The sequence below is a fragment of the Bradyrhizobium sp. Crot121 genome, from assembly GCF_059512385.1.
The window spans coordinates 18,953-42,868 of record NZ_JCAMOR010000062.1 but is presented as its reverse complement, the minus strand read 5'-3'; the positions used below and the strand labels follow the sequence as shown (position 1 = coordinate 42,868).

The window sequence follows — 23,916 nt, the reverse complement described above, 5'->3', positions numbered from 1 at the left end:
GTTATCGGTCATGTTGAACCTTGCTGAATATCGCCATTCCAGCGCGCGTCTCGCCGACTTCCTGCCCTGGGCAGCCCTCGTCGACGAGGGAATCATCCTGAACAAGGACGGCTCGTTCCAACGGTCGGCAAAATTCCGGGGACCCGACCTCGACAGTGCGGTGCCGGCCGAACTCGTCGCCGTCGCCGGTCGTCTGAACAACGCCCTGCGTCGCCTGGGATCCGGTTGGGCCGTATTCGTTGAGGCGCAGCGTCATTTTGCCGGGGCCTATCCCCCGAGCACCTTTCCGGATGTCGCATCCGCGCTGGTGGATGCCGAGCGCGGAGCTCAGTTCGAGGAGGCCGGCGCCCACTACGAATCCAGCTATTACCTGACGTTCCTCTATCTGCCGCCGGCGGAGGGGGCCTCCAGGGCAGAGCGCTTGCTCTACGAGGGCCGCGATCGCACCGCCGGCGCGGACGCGCGCGAGGTGCTCCGCGGGTTTGTCGATCAAACCAACCGTGTGCTTCAACTCGTTGAAGGTTTCATGCCGGAATGCATCTGGCTCGATGATCAGGACACGCTGACCTACCTGCACTCGACGATCTCGACCAAACGTCATCGGGTTCGGGTGCCCGAAATTCCCATGTACATCGATGCGCTGTTGGCCGACCAGCCGCTCACCGGCGGGCTCGAGCCGATGTTGGGCTCAGCCAATCTGCGGGTCCTGACGATTGTCGGCTTTCCGGGCGCGACGACCCCGGGGATCCTGGACGATCTGAATCGCCTGCCATTTTCGTATCGGTGGTCCACCCGGGCGATCATGCTCGACAAGACCGATGCCACCAAGCTGCTGACGAAGATCCGCCGCCAGTGGTTCGCGAAGAGAAAATCCATCGGCGCCATCCTCAAGGAGGTCATGACCAACGAGGCATCGACGCTGCTCGATACCGACGCCCACAACAAAGCGCTTGATGCCGACGCAGCTCTGCAGGAATTGGGTTCGGATCAGATCGGACAAGCATTTGTCACGGCGACCATTACGGTCTGGGACCGCGATCCCAACGCTGCTGATGAAAAGCTGAGGCTGGTCGAGAAGGTCATCCAGGGCCGCGACTTCACCTGCATGATCGAGACGGTGAACGCCGTCGAAGCCTGGCTGGGCAGCCTGCCGGGGCATGTCTATGCGAACGTGCGGCAGCCTCCGGTCTCGACCCTCAATCTCGCCCATATGATTCCGATGTCGGCCGTGTGGGCGGGCGAGGCGAGGGATCTGCACTTCAAGGGTCCGCCGCTCCTGTTTGGCAAGACGGAGGGATCAACGCCGTTCCGATTCTCGCTCCATGTCGGCGACGTCGGTCATACCCTTGTGGTGGGGCCGACAGGCGCTGGCAAGTCAGTGCTGCTCGCGCTGATGGCGCTACAGTTCAGGCGTTATCCGAACTCGCAGGTCTTCGCGTTTGACTTCGGTGGTTCGATTCGAGCTGCCGCCCTCGCCATGGGCGGTGATTGGCATGATCTCGGCGGCGCATTGTCCGACGGAGGTGAACAACCCGTCGCCCTGCAGCCGCTGGCCTGGATTGATGATCCTTCCGAGCGCGGATGGGCAACGGAATGGATCGGCGCGATCCTGGCACGGGAAAAGGTCGAGATCACCCCGGAGGTCAAGGATCATCTCTGGTCGGCGCTGACATCTCTCGCTTCGGCGCCGAGGAAGGAACGTACCCTCACGGGCCTGTCAGTCCTGCTCCAATCGAACTCTCTGAAACGCGCCTTGCAACCTTATTGCCTCGGCGGTCCGTCCGGGCACCTGTTAGATGCCGAATTCGAACGTCTCGGCGAAGCCTCGGTCCAGGCGTTTGAGACCGAAGGCTTGATCGGAACGAGTGCCGCGCCGGCCGTTCTGGCGTATCTCTTCCATCGTATTGGAGACCGTCTCGACGGCCGACCAACACTTCTTATTGTCGATGAAGGTTGGCTTGCCATCGATAACGAGGACTTTGCGGGGCAGCTTAGGGAATGGCTGAAGACCCTTCGGAAAAAGAATGCCTCCGTCATCTTCGCGACCCAGTCACTTTCGGATATCGACGCTTCCGCGATCGCGCCGGCGATCATCGAAAGCTGTCCAACTCGTTTGTTGCTGCCGAACGAACGGGCGATCGAACCGCAGATCACTGCCATCTACCGCCGCTTCGGACTCAACGATCGCCAAATCGAACTTCTGAGCCGGGCAACGCCAAAGCGCGACTACTACTGCCAGTCGCGTCGGGGCAACCGGATGTTCGAACTTGGGCTTGGTGAGGTCGCGCTCGCCTTTACCGCAGCCTCTTCCAAGACAGACCAAGCCGCGATCGCGCAACTCCTCGTCGAACATGGACCTGACGGCTTCGTGCCGGCCTGGCTACAGCACCGTGGCGTCGCCTGGGCCCTCGACCTGATCCCCAATCTCGTCAATCTGGAGAAATCCCTATGAGGCGTCTTGGCCTGTTGGCGGCGGCTGGCACTATCGCGCTGGTGCTTGGCGTCGCGGTGCCCGCACGGGCGCTGATCGTCTTCGATCCCAATAACTACGTTCAGAACGTCCTGACCGCCACGCGGGAGCTGCAGCAGATCAATAATCAGATCACCTCGTTGCAGCACGAGGCGCAGATGCTGATCAATCAGGCAAAGAACCTGGCAAATCTGCCATATTCATCATTGCAGCAACTGCAATCCTCGATCCAGCGCACCCAGCAGCTGCTTGCCCAGGCGCAGCGCATTGCTTACGACGTCCAGCAGATCGATCGCGCGTTCTCAACGAGCTACGCGCCGGCCACTAGCAGCCAGTCGAGCCAGTTGTTCGTCGCCAATGCTCAATCGCGCTGGCAAAATACCTATGCGGCAACGCAAGACGCGCTCCGGGTTCAGGCCGGCATCGTTGGCAACCTCGATACCAACCGCATCCAGACGTCAGCGCTCGTAACGTCAAGCCAAGGTGCCAGCGGCGCCCTGCAGGCAACGCAGGCTGGCAATCAGATTCTCGCACTGAACGCGCAGCAGCTCGCCGACCTTACCGCCGTCGTGACGGCACAGGGCAGGGCGCAGAGCCTCGAAGCGGCTCAGCGCGCCTCGGCCCAAGATCAGGGACGAGAACAGCTTCGGCGGTTCCTTACACCGGGGCAGGGCTATCAGTCGTCCAACGTGCAGATGTTTCACTGATGACCAACGTAAAGGCGTTCAAAGCGCTGTCGCTGCTTACGACAATCGGCCTAGTAGCCGTCGCAGCCTGCACGATTCAACTGCGTGGCGGAGACGATTCTCCGCCGCCACCGAAGGCGGGGCAGACGACCAATGATGCAACCGTCTCCGCTCTCGCACGCTGCCGCGGCGTCACTCCGGAGGAAACGTTGGATTACGACCATTGTAAGCGCATTTGGGACGAAAACCGCCGTCGCTTCTTTGGCAAGAAGGACAGCGCCACAGCTTCCGGCCACGATGATTCAGCCAACTCGGGACCTGTCCCAAAAGATCAAAGCCGGATCCCGCGGGGATATCCGAACTTGGCGAGACCTGAGTCGAGCAAGCCATGACTGGTACCGGTATCATCGACCAATTCCTGGAAACGTTCACGCGTTACATCGACAACGGCTTCGGGTTGCTCGGTAACGATGTCGGATATCTCGCAACGGCCCTTGCAGCGATCGATATTACGCTCGCCGCGTTGTTCTGGAGTTGGGGGCCGGACGAAGACATCATCGCGCGCCTCGTCAAGAAGACCCTCTTTGTAGGGGTCTTTGCTTATCTTATCGGTAACTGGAACAGCCTGGCGCGCATCGTCTTCGAGAGCTTTGCCGGCCTTGGGCTGAAAGCATCGGGCGCAAGCCTATCCGCATCCGATTTCCTGCGACCGGGAAAAATCGCCCAGGTCGGACTAGATGCCGGGAGACCGTTGCTCGATTCGATTTCGAACCTGATGGGCTACATCAGTTTCTTCGAGAACTTCGTCCAGATCGTGGTCCTCCTGTTCGCGTGGGTGGTGGTGCTGCTCGCCTTCTTTATTCTGGCGATCCAGCTCTTCGTCACCCTGATCGAGTTCAAGCTCACGACGCTGGCAGGCTTCGTGCTCATTCCCTTTGGGTTGTTTGGCAAGACCGCTTTCGCCGCTGAACGAGTTTTGGGCAACGTCATATCCTCTGGAATCAAGGTCCTGGTCCTGGCCGTCATCGTCGGCATTGGATCGACCCTGTTCTCGCAGTTCACCGTTGGCTTTGGCGGCGCACAGCCGACCATCGAAGACGCGATGACTCTGGTGCTCGCGGCGCTCTCCCTATTGGGCCTCGGTATCTTCGGTCCGGGTATCGCCAACGGGCTGGTGTCTGGCGGACCGCAGCTCGGCGCCGGTGCGGCGATTGGAACGGGCCTTGCCGCTGGCGGTATTGTTGCGGCGGGCGCGGGCCTCGCCGCGGGCGGTGCCGGTCTCGCTGGCGGCGCGATTGCAAGCGCCGCGCGCGGTGGCGGCGCAGTCATAAGCGGAGCATCAGCCGCCTATCGAAGCGGGGGCCTTGCTGGCGTCGCGGAGGCTGGCACTTCGGCTGCCATGAACCCGTTACGTCGTGCGGTCGCTGCGCTCGGCGGAGGTGGGGAAGCCGGCGCACAGGCTGCGAGCAGTTCGGCCGAAGGGCAGCCCGATTGGGCGCGGCGCATGAAGCGTGCCGAAACTATTCGGCACGGTGCGTCGGCTGCCGGCCACGGGGTCCGCTCAGGCGATCACGGTGGGAGCGGCTCTTCCGTCGATTTGTCTGAAGGAGAGCGCTGACACGCAGCCACTGCGTCTTTGGCACCCGCTGTGCGGGCTACTCAACGCGGACACCGCACGACTCGAAACCGATCACTTGATCTCAGGGGCAACTATCGATGTTCAAACGACCTTCCGTTCACTACGGGCGCATGCCCGAGCCGGTCACGCCTTATCAAAAGGCCGCGCAGGTTTGGGACGAACGCATTGGATCCGCCCGCGTGCAGGCCAGGAACTGGCGTTTGATGGCGTTCGGCTGCCTTATGCTATCGGCCGGTCTTGCTGGAGGCCTTGTCTGGCAATCGAGCCAGGGCTCGATCACGCCCTGGGTGGTCGAAGTCGATCACCTCGGCCAGACCCAAAGGGTTGCGCCGGCCAACATCGACTATCAGCCAACAGACGCGCAGATCGCCTACCATCTGGCGCGCTTTATCGAGGATGTCAGAGGCCTACCCGCGGACGGTATCGTTCTGCGCCAGAATTGGCTCCGCGCCTATGATTTTACGACGGATCGTGGCGCGGCCGCGCTCAACGATTATGCGCGCAACAACGACCCCTTTGTGAAGTTGGGCAAGGCCCAGATCTCGGTCGACGTCTCGAGCGTCATTCGCGCGTCTTCAGAAAGCTTTCGAGTCGCCTGGACCCAGCGCATCTACGACAACGGCTCGTTGAGCTCGACCGAACGCTGGACGGCAATTCTCACGATCGTGATCGAGACACCGCGCGATGCCGAACGCCTGCGCAAGAATCCCCTTGGCGTCTATGTCCGCGCCATCAACTGGTCAAAGGAGTTGAGTCAGTGACCAAGACGCCGTCTGACGTTCATTCGAAGCATCCCTTCGTGCAAAGGAGGCTCAATTCGGCTTGGCCCAAGTTCGTGACCGCGAAACGAGCATGTCTGCACGCTCTCCTGCTTTGTTCGTCGATGCTTGGTGGGTGCGCGACGTACATTCCGCCGGAGATCAGCTATGACGCTGAAGTTCCTCCGTTGCCGGCGCCGCCACTGGCCCTCGACGACAGGTCGGGACCGCTTCACGTTCCACCGCTCTGGAAGCCGGCTCTCGGCGGCAAGTCGGGAGGGAAGGAAGAGCCTGAGCCTGTGAGCCGGGTAGAGACGGCCAACAGCGCAGCCCGTGTTGAACCGCGCAAACGGGGATATTTCAACGCAGCGCAAATCTATGCCTACAGTCCCGGGGCGCTCTATCAGATTTACGCCGCGCCCGGGCAGATCACGGATATCGCGCTAGAGGAGGGAGAGCAACTGACGGGATCAGGGCCCATTGCGGCCGGCGATACCGTGCGTTGGGTCGTGGGCGATACGGAGAGTGGGAGCGGTGACACGCGGCGCGTCCATATCCTGGTCAAGCCCACTCGAGCTTCGATCGAGACCAATCTTGTCGTCAATACCGATCGGCGCACCTATCTGATCGAGCTCCGCTCCCGCGAGCGGCCTTACATGCCATCCGTTGCCTGGTACTATCCCGAAACGATACGCGAACGGTCGCGTTCAGCCACCCTGAAACCCATTCTTCCAGATCCGGGGCAGCGTATCGCCCGCTACGCCATCGAAGGGGACACTCCTCCCTGGCGACCTATCGCCGCATATGACGATGGCCGCAAGGTCTACATCGAGTTTCCGGCGGGGATCGTGCAAGGCGAGCTGCCTCCTCTCTTTGTCATCGGCCCGGACGGAAAGACAGAGCTCGTCAACTATCGCGCGTACGGCAACGTCCTGATCGTGGATCGGCTGTTTGCAGCCGCCGAACTGCGGCTGGGTGGTGAGCACCAGCAGAAGGTCAGGATTGTCAGGACTGACGGGAGACCGTCGTCATGACCAGCCTGCGTGGAAACGATCACAATCCATCCGTCCCGCCGGCGACACAAGAGGATGTGTCCGGAAGCTTCCGCCTGAGAGCGGAGCATCCACGCGTGACACGGTTGTCTCGAAAAGTGCTGGCCGGAGGAAGTGCGATTGCCTTGTTTCTTATCGGCGGAGCGGTCCTATGGTCGCTGCAAAACAACCGGCCACGAAACCAGGCGGCTGATGAGCTTTACAGCACGGATCATCACAATGTTGCCGACGGAATTACGACGCTGCCGAAGGACTATGCCGGCGTTCCGCGCCAGCCAATCCCGCAGCTTGGTCCGCCGCTCCCCGGGGATCTCGGTCGGCCGATCCTTGCCGCTCAAGGCCAGTTGCCTCCGATCGGTACTGATCCGGAACAGCAGCGCCGGGACCAGGAGACCGAGGCAGCCCGCAGGAGCCATTTGTTCGCTGCGACGAATAGAGGAGAAGTGCGTCCGTCCGCCGCTGCGGCTGTTGGCAGCGAGCGCGTCGTGCCGGCAAGCGCAACGAGTGCCGGCGATGATGGATCTGCGCAGAACGGCCAAGACCGGAAGCTTGCCTTCGTTAATGCTTCCGTGGACCGACGCACGGTCAGCCCTGACCGCATCACCAAGCCTGTTTCCCCGTATATCGTGCAGGCCGGGACAGTAATTCCCGGTGCCCTGATAACCGGAATCCGATCGGACCTGCCAGGCCAAATCACCGCGCAGGTTACCGAAAATGTCTTTGACACGCCGACTGGCCGCTTTCTGCTTGTGCCTCAGGGAGCGCGTCTGATTGGGATCTACGACAGTCAGGTCACATTCGGCCAGTCCCGCGTCCTGCTGGTCTGGACGCGGCTGATCATGCCGAATGGACGTTCTATCGTCCTCGAGCGGCAGCCTGGCGCTGACAGCTCTGGGTATGCGGGCCTCGAAGACCAGGTCGACAATCATTGGGGTGAGCTATTCAAGGCTGCCGCACTTTCGACGTTTCTGGCTGTCGGGACCGAACTGGGTGCAGGCTCGGACACCAACAGCAACGACAGCGCAATCATCCAGGCATTGCGGCACGGCGCGTCGGATTCACTGAACCAGACCGGACAGCAGGTAGTTCGGCGCAGTCTCAACATCCAGCCCACTCTGACCGTGCGACCTGGCTTCCCGGTTCGCATTGTCGTCAATCGCGACCTCATTCTTGCGCCTTACGGAGGATAGGAAATGTCCAAGCTTAGAATAGGAGTGCTGCCTGATGACAAGCCGGTCAAGGTCACCACTGAGCTTCCAGCATCAGTGCATCGGGATCTCGTCGCCTATGCAGAGGCCGTGGCACGCGAAAACGGGCAGCGTATCGATCCGGCAAAGCTGATCGCGCCCATGCTGGCGCGCTTCATGGCCACGGACCGCGGATTTTCTAAGGCGAGACGAACCCGTCAATCTCCAACAGCCGGCGGAGGTGAGGGATAGCGTTCTGCCAGCAGATTGAGCAAACGCTTCAGAGCCGGATTTTCGTTGTCGTCGCGCCAGTGCGCGTGGAAGTCGACCCGGCTTGGTCCCGATCCGTCCTGCAACTCCCGGTACACGAGGCCAGCGAAGCTTGCACCAATATCCGATTCCATTACGAGACTGAGCCCCATGCCCATACTTGTCAGGCTCTTGATGATACCACGGCTAACATCGTGGCGCTCTACGGTGGGGCGGTCGTCGGGCAGTACGAGCTTCGAGATCAGCAGGTCCTCCAGTTCCCGTCCGGGGTCGTACTCACTTAGAAGGATCTTTTCGTTACGCAAGTCGGTCCAAAAGATTGTGTCGCGTGCTGCCAGAGGGTGATCCTGGGGCAGCGAGATCAGGATGCGTTCGCTCCATAGCAACTGTGATCTGATGTCCTTTGAAGGCAGACGTCCAGGGCTGACGACAATATCAACAGTACCATTACGGAGAGCAGTCATCAGACGCGAGCGAGAGCGCTCCATCGTTGCCAACTCAAGCTGTGGCAGCAGCTTCTTGAGCTCAGCTATCGTAGCTCGCAAATTGCCGGTGGACATAGACGTGTAGAAGCCAATGACAAGATGGCCCGTGTCGCCGCGACCACCGGATCTCCCGGTGTCAACGAGCATGTCTACTTGCTCAAGGATCAGCCGCGCAATTCGTAGAACCGCCCGGCCTGTGAGAGTGGGCTTGATTCCACCGCTTGAGCGCTCAAACAGTGACGCGCCGACCAGATATTCGAGCTGACTGATAGAACGGCTGAGGACGTTGTGCTTGATCGAAAGCGCTTCTGCGGCCCGCCGAAAGCTGCCGAAGTCACAAGCGACAACAGCCAGGCGAAGCTGCTGGAGGTCAATGGCTCTCGCTGCGCTCCGCCGATCGTTCCTGTTCCCAATTTCGGTCATGTTCATAGCTCAGTAGGAAACCGCAAGACACGGCGTCCCCGCTCCACGCGGGGACGTCTGTCTCGATGGTTGGCATGGATTGTTCTAGGCGGCCGCGAAGATGACTGGCGTCCAAAGAACCGGCGTCGAAAGACCACCAGCTTTACGAAGGTGGGAGAGAATCTCACTCGAAACTGCGAGATAACCTGCCACGGCCAAGGTATTGCCGATTGTGGAAGGACTGCCTATGCGTCGCAGCGGCCAACCGGCTCGTCGAAGGATTCTTTCCATCCGGACGTCTGTGACGGTAACGATATCCGTGAGCTGTCGTGAAAGCCCGAACTCAACCATTCCCGCAAACAGCTCGTAAGCGGCTCGAGTTATACCGTGATCTCCCTTTGGGGCGTCGGCATCAACATCGATTGCGAATCTGCTACTTTCCCAAACCGTAGGAGTTGATGGAGCAAGTTGGCCTTCAAGAAGCGCGGGGAACGTATCGCGAAGCATGGTGGGACCAAGGGTAGGGAGGAGGCGGACGGAGCCTTGCACCTGGCCGTTATCAGATAGCTGCGTTAGGTAGGCGGGACGCAGTGCATCGAAATCGTCAACCTCCATATCGCCGCTGGTTTGAACGTCCCATGCCATGCGAAGCTTGAAAACACGATAGCGTAACCGATGCATTTCAACGAGCGTGCTGGAAAACTCCCCATACGAAGGTGGTGTGATAAGTTGAATCATAGGTCCTCCAAAAGTGTTCATGAACTCTTTTGAAGCGCCATTCCTTGTATGATTCATTACCTGTCGTTGTGGGGGGACGCGCGTCCTAATTTTGCTTTCTTTTGTTCGCAGCCGCCAGGAGTGTTACGGCTTGCACGACAGTCCGAACACCCAGCTTTTCTTTCGCATTCTCTAAGTAGTATGCAACTGTGTTGCGCGAGATGCCGAGAATGCACCCGATCTCCCAAGAGCTTTTCCCTTGTGAAGCCCATTCCAGGCATTCGAGTTCGCGACGCGACAAGCGTATTCCATCCACGCTAAATTCGTTCGTAAGCTTGCGGCGGACATGGGCGTGAAAGTACATCGCCATAAGCTGAAGAACTCGTCCATGCAAATCGACGAAATGCTCGAATCGCGGCCGTGTTTCGTCAGTGGCAAACGTCAGCGCAGCGACTGGACCGTGCCCATCGTGAATTGGGACAGTAAAGCCAAACCGAATTCCGAATTGCGCGGCTTCGTCGAAGAGTTGTTGCTGCCCCGGCGAACCAAACCTCGATCGGAAATCAACTCCCCACCGAAAGGGTTCAGCGCTCTGAAGCGCTTCTCCAATCACTGGGTCGATGATTTGATAGCTGTTCTGCAAATAATGAGTTGTCCAGCCAGAAGGATACGTGGAGATTAGGCGCGGCTTCCGTTGATCGGACCGCGACAATGCGAGATACGCGAAGCAAGATAGATCAAAAGCGGTCGCTGTGTCCGCCATAGCTGTAGAAAAGTCCTGTATAGTTTTTGCTGTCGACAAGAGATCGATGAAGTTCTGAAACACACGATGCATTGGATCTGTCTCTGACTCCTCCAGCAATGAAGCCGATGCGTGAAACGCCGCTGTCGTTTGAGAGGCCCTGCTCCGATCCTTCATCCAAATGGTAATGCAAGGCCACCAGACGCATGACAAAGATGATCTGAACCTATAGTTCGTATATCAACGAGCCCCTCTGCGAGCTTCCGGTCTGGCGAGAGGCGCAGTGGCCGGCTTCCGGATAACACTCGAATTGACCGCCAACGGGGATTGATCGCGAACTGCTGTCATCGGGACGTTGGCCAGCGGCAACTAGGCTTAATTGCCGGCCCTGATCTTGATCCGATCGAACCTGCTCCCCTCAGCAAGTGCACCTATGTCACGCTCTGGACGCCCTACTCGGGAAGACTGGCGCCGCAGGAGCATTGCAGCGCCAGTCGAAAGAACTCAGGGGCGAGTCGTGTCAGAACTTGACGCTGATGCCGGAATATAGCGAGGACTCGGTGCAGCTCCCGGATCTGAGCTTGGTGCAGGTCGGATTGTTTAAGTGATCAAGGCCGAACTTGTTCTGCCAATAGCGATAAGCAACCCACACGTCGACGAAGTGAGAATATTTCGGTCCCCAAAAGACCTTGCTGGCGTCGAGCGTCAAGCGAATGGGCTCGGAGTTGATTTCCACGACGGTGGGGATGCTAATGTTGATTGGACTGGCCTGATTACCCTTGGGACCGACAAAATTTGCGCGGCCGCTGACGGACAGTGGAAGGTATTCCGGCAGAAAACCAAGGTCCATGTAGTAGTTCAATTCGAGGGCCCATGTTCCACGAAACTCCGTGTTTCCGTCGAGCAGACAGGGCGGGCGACCGATCACCGCGCACGAAAAGAACGCGTTGTGATTGATCTCCTTGTAATACAGCGGCGCAACGTTGATGTAACCCTTGTAAGGAAGGTCAAAAGCGAATTGCACGCCGAGAACGCCGGCGCGTTTGGCAGGAGCAACGACATTGTTTTCCGTCTCGACATCGCCGCCGAACTCAAACGAAACGTTTCTCAGCGGGCCGACGGTGAAGGCGGTGGTATCGAATACCTGATTGAAGCCGATGGTGCTCCGCAAACTGCCAAAGAATTCGGTGGCGCCAGCTGTGCCGCCCACTGCCGGGTCGTTGTGATCCGATTTGTACATTGCGATGTTGAAAAAGTTGGTGCCGTAGGCCCAAACGTCGAAGTGCGTGAAGGCATAGACCTGCTTCGCTGTCTTGCCTGGGACACCCGGATCCGTCCCGTCGAAAATGTAGGCGAAGGTCAGTCGATTGTCGTTCACCGAGAAGAAGGGATTATCTGGAACAGCCTTGAAGGGTTCGGCCTTGGCCGGCGTATCGGCCGCGCTGGCCGATGAAAGCCCCGCAAATGACAGCAAGATCGCGGCTGTTACCCTTGGAGAACAACGCATTTCTATACCCCCATGAAATGGTGATTCGTTGACTGAAGTAGGCGTGGCAAAAAGTCTCCTACGTCGATCGGCGAGGCGAGCGACGGGTCTTGCGATGCGTTGCATCGAAGCAGTGGTGCATTTCGGGCTACGTAGGCGCGTTCCTGTCACGTTCGGTCAGCGAGATCACAGGAATGTCCAGCAGCTCACGGACCTCTTCAGCGCTTGCAACTCGGCGGCCGAGGTCCTCAATGATCCGACGGGCCTTTTTGACCATGGCCGCGTTTGAGGCGGCGAGTTCGCCTTTCGAAATGTAGACCGAGTCTTCGAGACCGACCCTAACGTTACCTTCTGCAAGGACGGCTTGTGCCACCATTGGGAAGGCCCAGCGACCCGTCCCAAACCCGGTCCAGATCGCACGAGGAGGCAGGAGATTCCGCGCGTAAAGGAGGGTTTCCGGCGAGGGCTGGAAACCATATTTGACGCCCATGACGATCGAGCAGAGTGGGCTCGGATCCAGCGCGCCGTCCTTGATGAGATCGTGGCACAACGCAATGTCACCGGAATCGAAGAGTTCGAGCTCCGGTCTGACGCCAGCTTGCCGTATTACGCGGGCCATGCGTGCGACGTTTCCCGGAGTGTTGATGACGACCTCGCGGCCAAATGTCATCGTGTTGAGATCGAGTGTGGCGATGTCGGGTTTGATCAACGCAACATGTTCAACGCGCTTTTCCGGAACCAGGAGGTTGGTGCGCGGACCAGGCACGACCGGATCGTGCTCCGAAGGATGAAATCGGCCACCCGGTCCCGTCGTTAGGTTGATGATGAGAGCGGCGTTCTGGTTTCGAATCTGCTGAACCACGTCTTCATAGAGGCCGATGTCCATCGACGGCGTACTCGTCTCGGGATCACGGACGTGGATATGGACGATGGCGGCGCCTTCTTCCGCAGCCTCAAGGCAAGCGGTCGCAATTTCCTGCGCAGTGACAGGGAGCTTTGGATGCTGCGCGCGCGTCGTGTGATTCCCGGTCACTGCGCACGTGATGATCGTTGAACCCTTCATTCCCGTCCCCTGCCGTTTTTTGACGACTTAGTTCATAAAACATATGATTGCAAGCTTTTTATAGATTCATATATTTTATGGCTTTGTTGGTCAAAATCTATCAGGCATGAAATGAGAGGAGCACCGCGCCAGAACTCATGCACCTATCGGCCCTCAGGCCGTTTGACGTCGGCTGCTGCAAATGGGCGGCCGAGCCACGTGACGGATGCTTGGCAGCCGCGTTTTACGGCTGCTGAGTAGTTAACTTTCGAACCGGGGCTGATTGGAGGGCGATCTCTGCAGCGAGATTCGCCGCGAGGCGTGCCGACACCGCAACATTGTCTCGGTAGCTCATCAACTGCTTGTCGGGGCTACGTCGCTGGCGCCGCTACTTTCTCCGACGGCACTAACAGGCCGACCGGCAATTTTCTTGGCGCGATTGAGTCGTGCCTTTGCGCGTCGCTCCATAAAATAAGCTAACGTTCCGCTTCGCGTGGTCCTCACCCGAATCGGAAGTGCTTTGTCATCCTGCGCGGATTCTCATTCAGTTGTCGTGCGCGCTTGGTCGCGTCTGACCGTCTCGCGGATGGGGCGGGACGCCGCTCGTTTTGGTGTGGGCACTTCAACCCGCCGACGGACGTCCAAGTCTTGTCGCCTGCTTTTTTGTAGGTCCGTGTTTCGGCCTTAGCTGTTCAGGCATGCTGCGCGCAATAATCTCAGTGGTCCGCCTCGTATGATCATTGAGGAGTTCGATGAGCCGCTCGGTCGACCTGGAGATTGCGGCGTCCAGTATTTCACGATGTTCCTCTTCGACGTCGCGGGAACCAACGTGGGTTTCCGCCGAAATATACTGATGCCGATAACGATCTGCGTAATCGAACAGGTTGGCGTGGAAATCACGAATCCAGCGCGACGGAGATCCATCGATCACCGCCAGATGAAAGGCGCGATGCCGGGCATCCCACTCCGGATTAAGCTTGATTGAGCCGGTGGACTGCCGCGGGGTTTTAAACAGATAGTGAGCCGCGAGGACCAGTCGCTCCTCCCAGGCCGTGTCGCCATGATCGAGGGACTCCGGCACGGCAATATTATGAAGAAGGCAGCGCGTGCGCGTGAGTTCCCACAACTCGTCCATACTGACGGCCGGAACAAAGAAGCCCTTCTGATCCTCCTTCGCGACGAAGCCCTCCGCCGAGAGTCGGTTGAGCGCTTCGCGGATCGGTATTGACCCGACACCATATCGCTCGCTCAAACTGTCGATCCCGAGTTTGGAATCGGGCGGAAATGCGCCGTACAGAACGTCTTTGCGCAGCAACTCATAGACGAGCGAGGCGCTCGTCGCCGACGCTCCGTTCGAGGCGACGGGATGATGTTTGCTGGTCACGGGCCCAACGACTCCAAGGGTGAGGAATCTATATAGCGATCCGAATCCGCAAAATCACGAAAAACCGGCATTCACAAAAATAATATATGATCTCTTGACTTAGCCATTTCCATATATTTTAGTGCGCGCCACACAGGGGAAACGCGTATGCGGGCAAGCGGCCAGGGTCGTGAAGCGGACGTGCTCATCGTCGGGGCCGGACCCGTCGGGTTGGCGTTGGCTGTGGAGCTGGGCGAACGAGGCGTTGATGTGATCATCGTTGAGCAGAATGATCGCGGTGGCCGCCAACCGAGAGCCAAGACTACGAACGTGCGTTCGATGCAGCTTCTCCGCCGCTGGGGGATTGCCGAAGCCATTCGTAAAGCCGGCCCATTGCCGCCGGACTATCCGAGCGACATCGTCTTTGCGACACGTCTATTCGGCAGACCGCTTGCAAAGTTCGAGAATGTCTTTTTCGGCTATCGCGAAAAAGATCCGAAGTTTCCGGAATCAGCACAATGGATCCCGCAATACGCCGTCGAAGCATGTCTGCGGGAGCATCTTGGAAAGCTGCCCGGCGTTACCCTGAAGTTTGGTGCGCGGCTTGATGATCTGGCGCAGGACGCGGATGGCGCCACCGCTACAGTGATGGATATCGGCTCCAAGCAGCCGTTCTCCGTTCGCGCGCGTTATGTAGTCGGTGCAGATGGAGGGCGCAGCCGCGTACGGAGCCTGCTCACCATTCGCATGGTGGGCGATCACGCCTATATGGGAAATTATTTGGCGATCTTTCGCGCTCCGGGTCTGACCGGGGGGCACCCGCAGGACAAGGCAATCTCCTATTGGCTGGTCAATCCTGATTGCCCGGCAGTGATCGGACCGATGGATCGGGGCGATACGTGGTTCTTCTCGACACAACTGCCCAACGGCGCGATTCCTTACGATCCCAAGCAGGCTCGTGAAAAAATCACGCAAGCGTTAGGCCGCGAGATCGAGTTCGAGATTCTCGAAACGGATACCTGGTCTGCACACAAGCTTGTCGCGGAACGCTATTCGGACGGTCGAATCCTGCTTGCCGGCGATGCGTGTCATCTGCATCCTCCCATGGGGGGATACGGCATGAACATGGGAATTGGTGATGCCGTGGATCTTGGCTGGAAGATCGCTGCGGTGGTGAAGGGCTGGGGCGGCGAAGTGTTGCTCGATTCCTATGAAGTCGAACGCAAGCCGGTGCACCAGAAAGTCATCAGCGAAGCGGCCCATAATTACTCATTCGTCACCTACCACATGGTCAACGAAAGTCTGGAGACCGAAGGGCCAGTGGGCGAGGCGGTGCGCCAGGATGTCGGCCGGCGGATTCTCGAGACCAAGGCACGAGAGTTCAAGGCGATCGGCGTTGTTCTGGGCTACCATTACGACGGCTCGCCCATCATTGTCGCGGACGGTACTTCGCCGCCACACGACGATCCGATGCAGCTTACGCCCTCGGCGCGGCCGGGCGGCCTTGCCCCTCACTGGTGGATGGAGGACGGCTCGTCGCTGTTCGATCACTTTGGGCCGGATTTCACCTTGTTGGTGCTTGATCCCGCGGCTGCGCCACATGCAGCTGTAATTGAAAACGCGGCGGATACCTTGGGCATTCCGCTGAAGCGCCTCGACCTTGCGCAACGCGAACTTGCAACGCTCTACGCGGCCCGTCTCGTGCTGGTCCGCCCGGATCAGCATGTGGCGTGGCGCGCCGATCGCTTGCAAGGTGATGCGCGCGACATACTCAAGCAGATCACCGGCCATACTGGGCTTGCAAGCGCCACGAAGATCGCTCGTTCGGGAGATTGGCATGGAGTTGTTTGATCAGAACGCGGCGGGATGTGTCGGCATCATCGGTACGGGGCGGATCGGTATCGCAATCGGACAAAGGTTAAGCGATACCCGACATGACTTGGTTGTGTGGAACCGGACGGCGACGCGTGCGCAGCCGCTCCGCGAAAGGGGTGCGCGCATCGTCGAAACGTGTCGCGCTGTCGTCGAGCAATGCGAAACGATCATCGTCGTCGTGCGCGATTCGGATTCGATCCGCGACGTCTACTTCGGTCCCGCCGGGCTTTGCGCTGGTTCGCTTGCCGGGCGGGTCATCGTCGAAATGACGACGGCGACAATCGAAATCGTTAAACAGGCCGGCACGGCCGTGAAGGCAGCCGGCGGGCGTTTTATCGACGCGCCAATTTCTGGCACGGTGACGCCGGCGCGTAACGGCGAACTGATTGTTATGGCGGGCGGACCCGATGAAGACCTCGCCGCGGCTCGTCCAGTGTTGGAGCATCTCGCCCGCAAACTCGTGCACGTTGGGCCAGTCGGCGCCGGCATCGCGATGAAGCTGGTACTCAACTTGCCGCTTGCGTCCTACTGGCAAACGCTTGGTGAAGCACTCGCTCTGGGGCAGAAGAACGGACTCGAGTTGGGCGCGATGCTTTCGCTCATTGTCGAAAGCAAGGCGGCAGTGGGCGCGTTGCAGTCCAAGCTTCCCAAAATTCTCGATGCTGGCTCTTCCGTCGAGTTCGATCTCGCGGGCATGTACAAGGACCTTTTGTGCATGCAAGAAAGTGCCGCCGCAGCAGGACTCGATCTACCGGCGTCCGCCGCAGCAGCGCGATCTGCCGGGCAGGCGGTTCAGCATGGCTGGGGGGATCGCGATCTCGCTCAGCTCGTCCGTTTCGTCGCCGATGGGATCGGGCGATCGGAAAAGTAAGCGCGATCGTGGATCGCCGTGTCAGCTCGAACGAGGATTTGTGATGAAGTTGATGAGTTTTCGAAACAAGAAGGGCGGCTCGACCTATGGAGTGGTCGACGGTGATCGCGTTATTGATCTCGGCGCGGCCTTCCGCGATTTGCCCGACCTCAAGAGCTTTCTTGGATCAAACAAGTTCGCGAACCGCGAGGTCCCGCGCGGCGCGCCTGTATATCTACTCTCGGAAGCGACCTATCTGCCGGTGATCCAACATCCGGGCAAGATCATCTGTGTGGGCTTGAATTATCGCGAGCATGTTCAGGAAACGGGGCGTACCGATTCCGAGTACCCGGCATTGTTCTTACGTACATCCGTTTCTCAAATAGCGCACAAGCAAGCCCTGATTAAGCCGAAGCAAAGCGACCAATTCGACTACGAAGGCGAACTCGCTCTGGTAATCGGCAAGCCCGGCCGTCACATCGCGCATCAAAGCGCGCTCGATCATGTCGCTGGATACGCCTGTTACAACGATGGCAGCGTGCGGGATTGGCAGCGGCATACGCACCAATGGACGCCGGGCAAGAACTTCGACGGTACCGGCGGATTCGGTCCCTGGATGGTAACGCCTGACGAAATCGGCGAACGCTCTGCGACGTTTCTGGTCACACGGGTCAACGATCTTGAGGTTCAGCGCGCGAGCCTGGCCCAGATGATCTTTAGCATCGAAGACCTTATCACTTATATTTCGGGCTTTACCCAACTTGAGGTCGGAGACGTAATCGTCACGGGTACGCCGGGCGGCGTAGGCGATCGCCGCAATCCAAAGCTCTATCTCAAGCCCGGTGATCGCGTCACTGTCGAGATTGACGGAATCGGCCTGCTCGAAAACAGCGTCGTTGCGGAAGCCTGAGCTGAGGTTGAAAACGGCCAAACTGAACCTGTCCGGCTTGCTTCGAAAAGCCTTGTGGGAGGGATTGATGACAGAACGGGAAACATTCGTGCGCACGACGCGCCCGCCGCGGCCGAAGTTGCCGGCAGGATCCTGGGATTGCCAGGTGCATGTCTATGGCGATCCAGCGCGCTTTCCACCTCGGGCGCAGCGGGCGTATCCGCCTCCGAAGGCCTACTTTGAGGAGGTTCATGCCCTGGCTTCGACGTTGGGCATGACCTACGTTTCGATAGTCCAGGCCAGCATATATGGAGCCGACCACAGTGTGCTTATCGACGCGTTATCGCGGGGCAAGAACGGCACATACGAGGGCATTATCTATCGCGGCATCGCCATCGTAAACGACGAGATTTCGGATAAGGAGCTTCTGCGGCTGCATGAAGCTGGCGTCCGCGGTGCCCGGTTTAATTTCTGGAAACGCCTCAATGTCACTCCGACGGTGCCGGAGTTCCGGCGTTCGCTCGAACGGATCGCTCAGTTTGGATGGCATGCGCGCGTACACGTTACCGCTCCGGAGTTGCAGGAGCTGCAGGGTGTCTTTGCTGCGGCAAAGGGGACATTTGTCATCGACCATATGGGGCACATGCCATTCACCGATGGTATGGGGCAACCAGGTCCCAGGATCATCCTTGATCTGCTGAAGCGCGACAACTGGTGGATCATGCTTTCCCATGGCGATCGCAGTTCATCGACGGAACAGCCATGGGACGACGCGATTCCGTTTACGCGCGCGTATTTCGAGGCTGCGCCTGATCGTGCGGTCTGGGCCACGGACTGGCCGCATCCCGAATATCCAAAAACGCCGGTCAACGACGCCGAGCTTGTCGAACTCATTTATCGCTGCCTGCCCGATGCGGAGGATGCTCGCAAGGTATTTGTGACCAATCCCAGGCGACTTCACGGCGAGCGCTCCTAGGCGGCGGTCTCGGCGTGCGCGGGGGTGCACCGGAAGATCAATATGCAGAGGGCATATCAAGCGTTACATAAAAAAATGGGAGGACATCTTGCACGAAAATGCAAAATTGATCGACATTGTAGGCGTCATCGATAGATCAAGAATCAACGGATTCCATTATCTGATTTTTGCCTTATGCGCGCTCGTAGCGTTGATGGACGGTTACGATTCTGTGATTATCGGAATTACGGCCCCGAGCATTGCCAACACCCTTGGACTAGACATCAAGACGTTCGGTCCGGTGTTCTCGGCGGCGCAATTCGGCTTCATGGCAGGCGCGCTCTTCGCAGGCCCTATCGCAGACAGATGGGGCCGCAAGGGCACCCTCGTCGTCTCTGCGCTCATCTTCGGTGGCTTCACACTGCTGACGATCTCGTCCAGCACTTTCAGTGAGCTCGTTGTCTATCGCTTTGTAACGGGGCTCGGCCTTGGCGGCGCCGCGACGTGCTTTGTCAGCCTTTCGTCCGAATATGCGCCAAAACGGGTCAGAGGCACCGTCGTCGCGATTCTCTGGACGCTCGTTCCTGCCGGCAATGTCGTCGGCGGGATCCTCGCGTCTTTCATCATTCCGAAAATGGGCTGGACATCGGTCTACATCGTCGGCGGCGTGTTGCCGATCCTGTTCGGCTTGCTGATCCTTGCGCTGGTGCCGGAATCGGTCAGCTTTCTTGTCGGGCGCAATGCGCCAGATTCGCAGATCGGGAAAATCTTGGCGCGGCTCTCCCCCGGCACGAATACGGAAGCGGCGCGCTTCGTTACGAGCGAAGAGAAAATTTCAGGCGTTCCCTTTACACATCTTTTCAATTCCAAGTATTTGGCGTCGACTTTGTGCATCTGGGTGGCCTTCTTCTCTACTTGGTTGATCTTGATCACGACCCTCGCCTGGACCGCCCCGCTCGTGCAGCAGGCGGGTCTCTCGGTGTCGGAAGCGTCGCTTATCATCGCCTGCAACAGCACGGGTGGGGTCCTTGGCGCTCTCATCATCGGTCGGCTGATCGACCTCGTCGACAGGTATCTCATCAATGTTGGCGCGCTCCTACTCGGGGCACTGGCTGTGGGAGCCTTCGGCATGGTCGCGGCCTCTTTCTTTGGCTTCGCGAGCCTTGCCTTCGCAATCGGATTCTTCGTCGGCGGAGCGGCCTCCGGGATTACGGCGCTTGCCGCGATATCCTATCCAACCGCGCTGCGATCGACCGGAGTTGGCTGGGCGATCGCAGTAGCTCGGCTCGGCGCAGCAACAGGTCCGCTGGTTGCGGGCGCAATTATCAGCGGCGGGGGCGGTCGTTTGGATGTGTTCGGAACAATGGCTGCCTGTGGCGTCGTTGCGGCTGGCGCGATCTTTGCGCTGCGCAGCGTCGACGCGCGAACCCCGCGACTCGTTCAGGTATAACGAGCACAGGAAGGGATGGCAGCGTCGTATTGGAAGGAACACCATGTTATCGCGACGAGTTGTCGAAAGTCGACATGACTTAGGCCGACCGATCCAGCTTGTTAAATTCTAGGGAGGCCGTGATGGAACTGAGATCGCTGGGATACATCGGCATTCAATCTTCGCGGTTGGAGGATTGGAGCCATGTGGCGACCAGACTTCTCGGCATGCAGCAGGTAGACCGAGCCGACAACGTGCGGGCGTTCAGGATGGATGACCGCAAGCAGCGCTTGGTGATAAATCGGCAGAACAGCGAAGGCCTTGGGTTTCTGGGCTGGGAAGTCGATAACAAATCGGATCTTGAAACGCTCGCGGCGCGCCTGGAGGCTCAAGGCACCGCAGTGAAACGCGGTAGTCGAGCACTGGCCGACGAGCGCCACGTTGCCGACTTAGTCGTCTTCAGCGATCCAACGGGGAACCGCATCGAGGTATTTTGGCAGTCGCATGTCGCCGGTGAGCCGTTTGAGCCAGGTCGGCCGATCTCTGGATTTCGAACTGGCCCACTTGGCATGGGACATGTCGTGCTCAATGTCGAAAACGTTGATCTCCTCTTGCCGTTTTATCGCGACCTGCTCGGCTTTCATATCAGCGACTATGGGTTGAAGCCGTACAAGTTGTATTTTTTTCATATCAACGGACGCCATCACAGCTTCGCCATGGTGGAATCGGGAAAGCGGACGTTGCACCATTTCATGGTCGAGTTGGGCAGTCTGGACGATGTCGGGCAGGGCTATGACCTCGCTCAACTTGAGGAAGGACGTATTGCCTATACCCTTGGTCGTCATACCAATGATCACATGACGTCGTTCTATACTCACACGCCGTCGGGTTTTTTCATCGAATACGGATGGGGAGGGCGTACCATCGACCCGAAAACGTGGCAGCCACACGAGACCTTCGATGGTCCAAGCCTATGGGGGCATGAACGCCTGCATATGCCGGACGAGCAGCGCGCCCGACTACGCAACCTGAGGTTAGACGCCGCGGCGCGTGGCGTTCGCGTTCCTGACCCTGTCGTCCCTCCATTGGACTGCCCATGGCTCGACGCGATCATTCGTCGCGAATAGCGCTGCGCACTTGCTATCCGAGCCATACTTCCGCACTGCCCGGCCGATCGTTTCCTTTCGGCTACTAATTGAATTGGAAAAACGTAGAAAGGACCAGAGCTTGGAGATCGCCCGCCCGCGCCGCAGTGCGCTCTACGTGCCTGCCTCCAGCGCCAGAGCGATCGAGAAGGCGCGCTCCCTGTCGGCTGATGTGATAATCTTGGATCTCGAGGACGCCGTATCGCCGGAGGCCAAACCTTCGGCACGAAATGCCGCAATCGCAGCGGTTAAGCGCGGGGGGTTCGGGCACCGTGAGGTCGTCATCCGAACGAATGGCCTCGATACACCATGGGGATCGGAGGACCTCGCAGCTGCTGCTCAAGCGAGCCCTGACGCCATTCTCGTTCCGAAAGTCAGTAACGCTTGCGATATCGCCAGGTATGACGTGGCAACGTCCGCAGCTCCAAGAAAGACGCGCCTCTGGAGCATGATTGAAACCGCAAGTGCCGTCTTTCACTTATGGGATATCGCCGCATCCGCAAAGACCACGCGGTTATCCGCTTGGGTGATGGGCGTCAATGATCTCGCCGGAGAAATGCGCACGAACGAGACACCTGCGAGAGATGCTATGTTGCCAATTCTCACGTTGGCAGTGGCGGCGGCCCGCGCGCATCAACTGGTGGTGCTCGATGGGGTTCACAACGATATCGAGAACCTCGAGACATTGGCGCAAGTCTGCCGTCAGGGTGCGGATCTGGGATTCGACGGAAAGACACTCATTCACCCGAAACATCTAGAAATTTGCAATGCCGCATTCTCGCCATCGTCCGATGAGCTTGCCTGGAGCAATAATGTAATCGATGCGTTCGCGGCTCCCGAAAGCGTGGGCAAAGGTGTCCTTCGTGTGGAGGGGAAGATGGTCGAACGGCTTCATCTCGCGCAGGCGATGCGTCTAGTGGCAATCGATAGATCAATCAGATACATCAATTACGCAAGCAACTAGGTGTCTTGTTTGGCGCAGGTGACCGAAAATACCAGGCACATGCGAGAGCAGAGTTGAGATCACTATAAAGCAAATAGGAACGACGATTCTGATACAGGTCGTCGCTCATAAATGGTGTTTCGATCGCGAGTTCATCGACACTTCGATGAAGGGCTCGAAAAGCAAAAGCTGAGGCAGCGGCTCTGAGGTCGAGATGGCAGCCGAGATGATTGCAGTGCCATCGTTCGAGCGCCGCAAGCCAGCCCGCCCGCCACTGCCGAAGCATCTCTGCCGCGGGAGTGGTCGTCCATCCGACACCTGCGATCTGCCCATGCTGTGGCGACAGCCCATTGCGCAAGATCGGCGAAGACGTGATCGAGACGCTGGAGCTCGTTCCTCCCCAGTGGAAGGCGATCCAGCACGTGCGCGAGAAGCTCGTCTGCCAGGCTTGCGAAGCGATCACCCAGCCGCGCGCCCCCCGCATCCGATTGCGCGCGGGCGTGCAGGGCCAAGCTGCTGGCCCATGTCCCCAAGTACGGCCTGCACCGGCCGCTCCATCGTCAGAGCGACGTCTACCAGCGTGAAGGCATCGACCCCGACGGTATAGACGCTCGCAAACTGGGTAGGCGCCGCGGCGGTGACCCTGATGCCGCTGGTCGATGCGATCCGAAGCCAGGTCTTTACGCCGAGCGCATCCATGCGGACGACACTCCGGTGCCGGTCCTGGCCAAGGGCAAGACCCGGACCGGCCGATTCTAGACCTATGCGCGCGACGACCATCCGTTTGCCGGCCCAGATCCGGCGGCCGCCGTGTTCTTCTACGGTGAGCATCCGGAGCAGCATTTAGCGGGCTATGTTGGACTGATGCAGGCCGACGCCAAGGCCGGCTTCAGCAGGCTTTACGAGGCCAATCGCAAAGGAGGTCCGATCATCGAGGCCGCCTGTTGGGCGCACGGTAGGCGCAAGTTCTTCGATCTCGCGTGGCTCAGCAGGGCGCCAATCGCGGAGGCGGTCAAGCGCATCGATGTTCTGTTCGCCATTGAGCGCGAGCCGCGGGAGCCGTGCGTCCAGCACCAAACTCAACGGCATTAATCCCCCAGTGGCGTAGCGGCGATCGGCTTCGATAGCCGCGAGCCTCATTATCTATGGTTCTCTACGGCAGGCGCCTCAAGCGCCTCCCTCACTTCGCTCAGTCTTTACAGGTTTTCCTCGGCCATGACGGTGCCATTGCAATCGTAGAGGATCAGGTGCTGCTGAACAGCCTTTTAAAGCTAGCCCCTCATGAACCGCCGATTCTTTGTTCGCCAGGGCAGCCGCCGGATGCCTACCTTACGGGCCGAAGAGGCGTTGGAGTCTGGCATTCAGGCTGAGCCATTTTGTCCGCGTGGAAAGGCTCGTCAGCCGATGAAGCGAGCGGAAAAGCAGGCCGGCCGCGTAGAGCGGAAACATCACGGCGACGTTACCGTCTGGCAGACGGATCGCCCCGGCGCGTCAGGCACTCTCCTTCATCCTGTCCGCAAGCCACGATATC

The 23,916-nt window shown here is 59.0% G+C and carries 21 protein-coding genes and 1 pseudogene; 16 read left to right on the top strand and 6 right to left on the bottom strand.

All coding sequences use genetic code 11. The features are described 5' to 3' along the window. Positions 1-10 precede the first annotated feature (10 nt). The 8 genes from trbE to AC5ZGW_RS34765 all read left to right on the top strand — a co-directional run bounded on the left by trbE (position 11) and on the right by AC5ZGW_RS34765 (position 8,044). Entirely contained in the window at positions 11-2,452 is a 2,442-nt protein-coding gene (gene trbE / locus AC5ZGW_RS34800; protein ID WP_130226431.1) for a conjugal transfer protein TrbE, read from the top strand. Then, on the top strand, positions 2,449-3,177 hold the full coding sequence (gene trbJ / locus AC5ZGW_RS34795) for a P-type conjugative transfer protein TrbJ (RefSeq protein WP_130226399.1): 729 nt from the start codon (positions 2,449-2,451) through the stop codon (positions 3,175-3,177). The genes trbE and trbJ overlap by 4 nt, the downstream gene beginning before the upstream one ends. After that, on the top strand, positions 3,177-3,548 hold the full coding sequence (trbK-alt, locus tag AC5ZGW_RS34790) for a putative entry exclusion protein TrbK-alt (protein ID WP_130226400.1): 372 nt from the start codon (positions 3,177-3,179) through the stop codon (positions 3,546-3,548). The genes trbJ and trbK-alt overlap by 1 nt, the downstream gene beginning before the upstream one ends. Next, positions 3,545-4,774 (top strand): P-type conjugative transfer protein TrbL, encoded by a 1,230-nt coding sequence (gene trbL / locus AC5ZGW_RS34785; protein ID WP_130226401.1) that lies wholly within the window; start codon positions 3,545-3,547, stop codon positions 4,772-4,774. Before trbK-alt ends, trbL begins: the two co-directional genes overlap by 4 nt. 98 nt (positions 4,775-4,872) lie before the next feature. After that, complete coding sequence (gene trbF / locus AC5ZGW_RS34780; protein WP_130226402.1) at positions 4,873-5,556, top strand: conjugal transfer protein TrbF; 684 nt, start codon at positions 4,873-4,875, stop codon at positions 5,554-5,556. Further along, complete coding sequence (gene trbG / locus AC5ZGW_RS34775; RefSeq protein ID WP_165435255.1) at positions 5,553-6,587, top strand: P-type conjugative transfer protein TrbG; 1,035 nt, start codon at positions 5,553-5,555, stop codon at positions 6,585-6,587. Before trbF ends, trbG begins: the two co-directional genes overlap by 4 nt. Then, positions 6,584-7,795, top strand: a complete 1,212-nt coding sequence (locus AC5ZGW_RS34770) for a TraB/TrbI/VirB10 family type IV secretion system protein (RefSeq protein ID WP_130226403.1) — start codon at positions 6,584-6,586, stop codon at positions 7,793-7,795. Before trbG ends, AC5ZGW_RS34770 begins: the two co-directional genes overlap by 4 nt. Before the next feature lie 3 nt (positions 7,796-7,798). Beyond that, positions 7,799-8,044, top strand: coding sequence for a DUF2274 domain-containing protein (locus AC5ZGW_RS34765; RefSeq protein WP_130226404.1), 246 nt, complete (start codon positions 7,799-7,801; stop codon positions 8,042-8,044). On the opposite strand, the gene AC5ZGW_RS34760 is transcribed toward AC5ZGW_RS34765, so the two are convergent. The 6 genes from AC5ZGW_RS34760 to AC5ZGW_RS34735 form a co-directional block, all read right to left on the bottom strand. After that, complete coding sequence (locus AC5ZGW_RS34760; protein WP_496114030.1) at positions 8,011-8,976, bottom strand: LysR family transcriptional regulator; 966 nt, start codon at positions 8,974-8,976, stop codon at positions 8,011-8,013. The genes AC5ZGW_RS34765 and AC5ZGW_RS34760 overlap by 34 nt on opposite strands. 78 nt (positions 8,977-9,054) lie before the next feature. Then, on the bottom strand, positions 9,055-9,687 hold the full coding sequence (locus AC5ZGW_RS34755) for an acyl-homoserine-lactone synthase (protein WP_130226406.1): 633 nt from the start codon (positions 9,685-9,687) through the stop codon (positions 9,055-9,057). Positions 9,688-9,772: 85 nt separating this feature from the next. After that, complete coding sequence (locus AC5ZGW_RS34750; protein WP_130226407.1) at positions 9,773-10,501, bottom strand: LuxR family transcriptional regulator; 729 nt, start codon at positions 10,499-10,501, stop codon at positions 9,773-9,775. Positions 10,502-10,928: 427 nt separating this feature from the next. Continuing rightward, a complete protein-coding gene (locus AC5ZGW_RS34745; protein ID WP_130226408.1) occupies positions 10,929-11,915 on the bottom strand; it encodes a hypothetical protein in 987 nt (328 codons plus the stop codon). Positions 11,916-12,042: 127 nt separating this feature from the next. Then, the gene (locus tag AC5ZGW_RS34740) at positions 12,043-12,957 is read right to left on the bottom strand and encodes a beta-keto acid cleavage family enzyme (RefSeq protein ID WP_130226409.1); all 915 of its coding nucleotides are present in this window, start codon (positions 12,955-12,957) and stop codon (positions 12,043-12,045) included. 601 nt (positions 12,958-13,558) lie between these two features. Further along, positions 13,559-14,320: a GntR family transcriptional regulator gene (locus AC5ZGW_RS34735; protein ID WP_130226410.1), complete on the bottom strand. Its 762-nt coding sequence runs from the start codon at positions 14,318-14,320 to the stop codon at positions 13,559-13,561. Positions 14,321-14,467: 147 nt separating this feature from the next. On the opposite strand from AC5ZGW_RS34735, the gene AC5ZGW_RS34730 reads away from it, so the two are divergent. The 8 genes and pseudogenes from AC5ZGW_RS34730 to tnpC all read left to right on the top strand — a co-directional run. Continuing rightward, positions 14,468-16,150, top strand: a complete 1,683-nt coding sequence (locus tag AC5ZGW_RS34730) for an FAD-dependent oxidoreductase (protein ID WP_130226411.1) — start codon at positions 14,468-14,470, stop codon at positions 16,148-16,150. Then, the gene (locus tag AC5ZGW_RS34725) at positions 16,137-17,045 is read left to right on the top strand and encodes an NAD(P)-dependent oxidoreductase (RefSeq protein WP_165435256.1); all 909 of its coding nucleotides are present in this window, start codon (positions 16,137-16,139) and stop codon (positions 17,043-17,045) included. Before AC5ZGW_RS34730 ends, AC5ZGW_RS34725 begins: the two co-directional genes overlap by 14 nt. Positions 17,046-17,088: 43 nt before the next feature. Beyond that, entirely contained in the window at positions 17,089-17,934 is an 846-nt protein-coding gene (locus tag AC5ZGW_RS34720) for a fumarylacetoacetate hydrolase family protein (protein WP_130226413.1), read from the top strand. Between the two features lie 7 nt (positions 17,935-17,941). After that, positions 17,942-18,889 carry an amidohydrolase family protein gene (locus AC5ZGW_RS34715; RefSeq protein ID WP_130226414.1) on the top strand — a complete coding sequence of 316 codons (948 nt, stop codon included), beginning with the start codon at positions 17,942-17,944 and terminating at the stop codon, positions 18,887-18,889. Between the two features lie 88 nt (positions 18,890-18,977). Further along, the gene (locus tag AC5ZGW_RS34710) at positions 18,978-20,318 is read left to right on the top strand and encodes an MFS transporter (RefSeq protein ID WP_496114029.1); all 1,341 of its coding nucleotides are present in this window, start codon (positions 18,978-18,980) and stop codon (positions 20,316-20,318) included. A 122-nt stretch (positions 20,319-20,440) separates the two neighbouring features. Next, the gene (locus AC5ZGW_RS34705; RefSeq protein WP_165435257.1) at positions 20,441-21,424 is read left to right on the top strand and encodes a VOC family protein; all 984 of its coding nucleotides are present in this window, start codon (positions 20,441-20,443) and stop codon (positions 21,422-21,424) included. Positions 21,425-21,530: 106 nt separating this feature from the next. Beyond that, entirely contained in the window at positions 21,531-22,406 is an 876-nt protein-coding gene (locus AC5ZGW_RS34700) for an HpcH/HpaI aldolase/citrate lyase family protein (protein WP_496114031.1), read from the top strand. 199 nt (positions 22,407-22,605) lie between these two features. Further along, positions 22,606-23,435, top strand: a pseudogene (gene tnpC / locus AC5ZGW_RS34695) (IS66 family transposase); the annotation flags it as partial. Positions 23,436-23,916 lie beyond the last annotated feature (481 nt).

Excerpts from the sequence above, each read along its gene's own strand:
- AC5ZGW_RS34760 (WP_496114030.1), bottom strand. The coding sequence starts at position 8,976 with ATGAACATGACCGAAATTGGGAACAGGAACGATCGGCGGAGCGCAGCG.
- AC5ZGW_RS34705 (WP_165435257.1), top strand. The coding sequence starts at position 20,441 with ATGGAACTGAGATCGCTGGGATACATCGGCATTCAATCTTCGCGGTTG.
- AC5ZGW_RS34745 (WP_130226408.1), bottom strand. The coding sequence starts at position 11,915 with ATGCGTTGTTCTCCAAGGGTAACAGCCGCGATCTTGCTGTCATTTGCG.
- trbL (WP_130226401.1), top strand. The coding sequence starts at position 3,545 with ATGACTGGTACCGGTATCATCGACCAATTCCTGGAAACGTTCACGCGT.
- trbF (WP_130226402.1), top strand. The coding sequence starts at position 4,873 with ATGTTCAAACGACCTTCCGTTCACTACGGGCGCATGCCCGAGCCGGTC.
- AC5ZGW_RS34740 (WP_130226409.1), bottom strand. The coding sequence starts at position 12,957 with ATGAAGGGTTCAACGATCATCACGTGCGCAGTGACCGGGAATCACACG.
- AC5ZGW_RS34770 (WP_130226403.1), top strand. The coding sequence starts at position 6,584 with ATGACCAGCCTGCGTGGAAACGATCACAATCCATCCGTCCCGCCGGCG.
- AC5ZGW_RS34765 (WP_130226404.1), top strand. The coding sequence starts at position 7,799 with ATGTCCAAGCTTAGAATAGGAGTGCTGCCTGATGACAAGCCGGTCAAG.
- trbK-alt (WP_130226400.1), top strand. The coding sequence starts at position 3,177 with ATGACCAACGTAAAGGCGTTCAAAGCGCTGTCGCTGCTTACGACAATC.
- trbE (WP_130226431.1), top strand. The coding sequence starts at position 11 with ATGTTGAACCTTGCTGAATATCGCCATTCCAGCGCGCGTCTCGCCGAC.
- AC5ZGW_RS34750 (WP_130226407.1), bottom strand. The coding sequence starts at position 10,501 with ATGCATCGTGTGTTTCAGAACTTCATCGATCTCTTGTCGACAGCAAAA.
- trbJ (WP_130226399.1), top strand. The coding sequence starts at position 2,449 with ATGAGGCGTCTTGGCCTGTTGGCGGCGGCTGGCACTATCGCGCTGGTG.
- AC5ZGW_RS34755 (WP_130226406.1), bottom strand. The coding sequence starts at position 9,687 with ATGATTCAACTTATCACACCACCTTCGTATGGGGAGTTTTCCAGCACG.
- AC5ZGW_RS34730 (WP_130226411.1), top strand. The coding sequence starts at position 14,468 with ATGCGGGCAAGCGGCCAGGGTCGTGAAGCGGACGTGCTCATCGTCGGG.
- AC5ZGW_RS34720 (WP_130226413.1), top strand. The coding sequence starts at position 17,089 with ATGAAGTTGATGAGTTTTCGAAACAAGAAGGGCGGCTCGACCTATGGA.
- AC5ZGW_RS34725 (WP_165435256.1), top strand. The coding sequence starts at position 16,137 with ATGGAGTTGTTTGATCAGAACGCGGCGGGATGTGTCGGCATCATCGGT.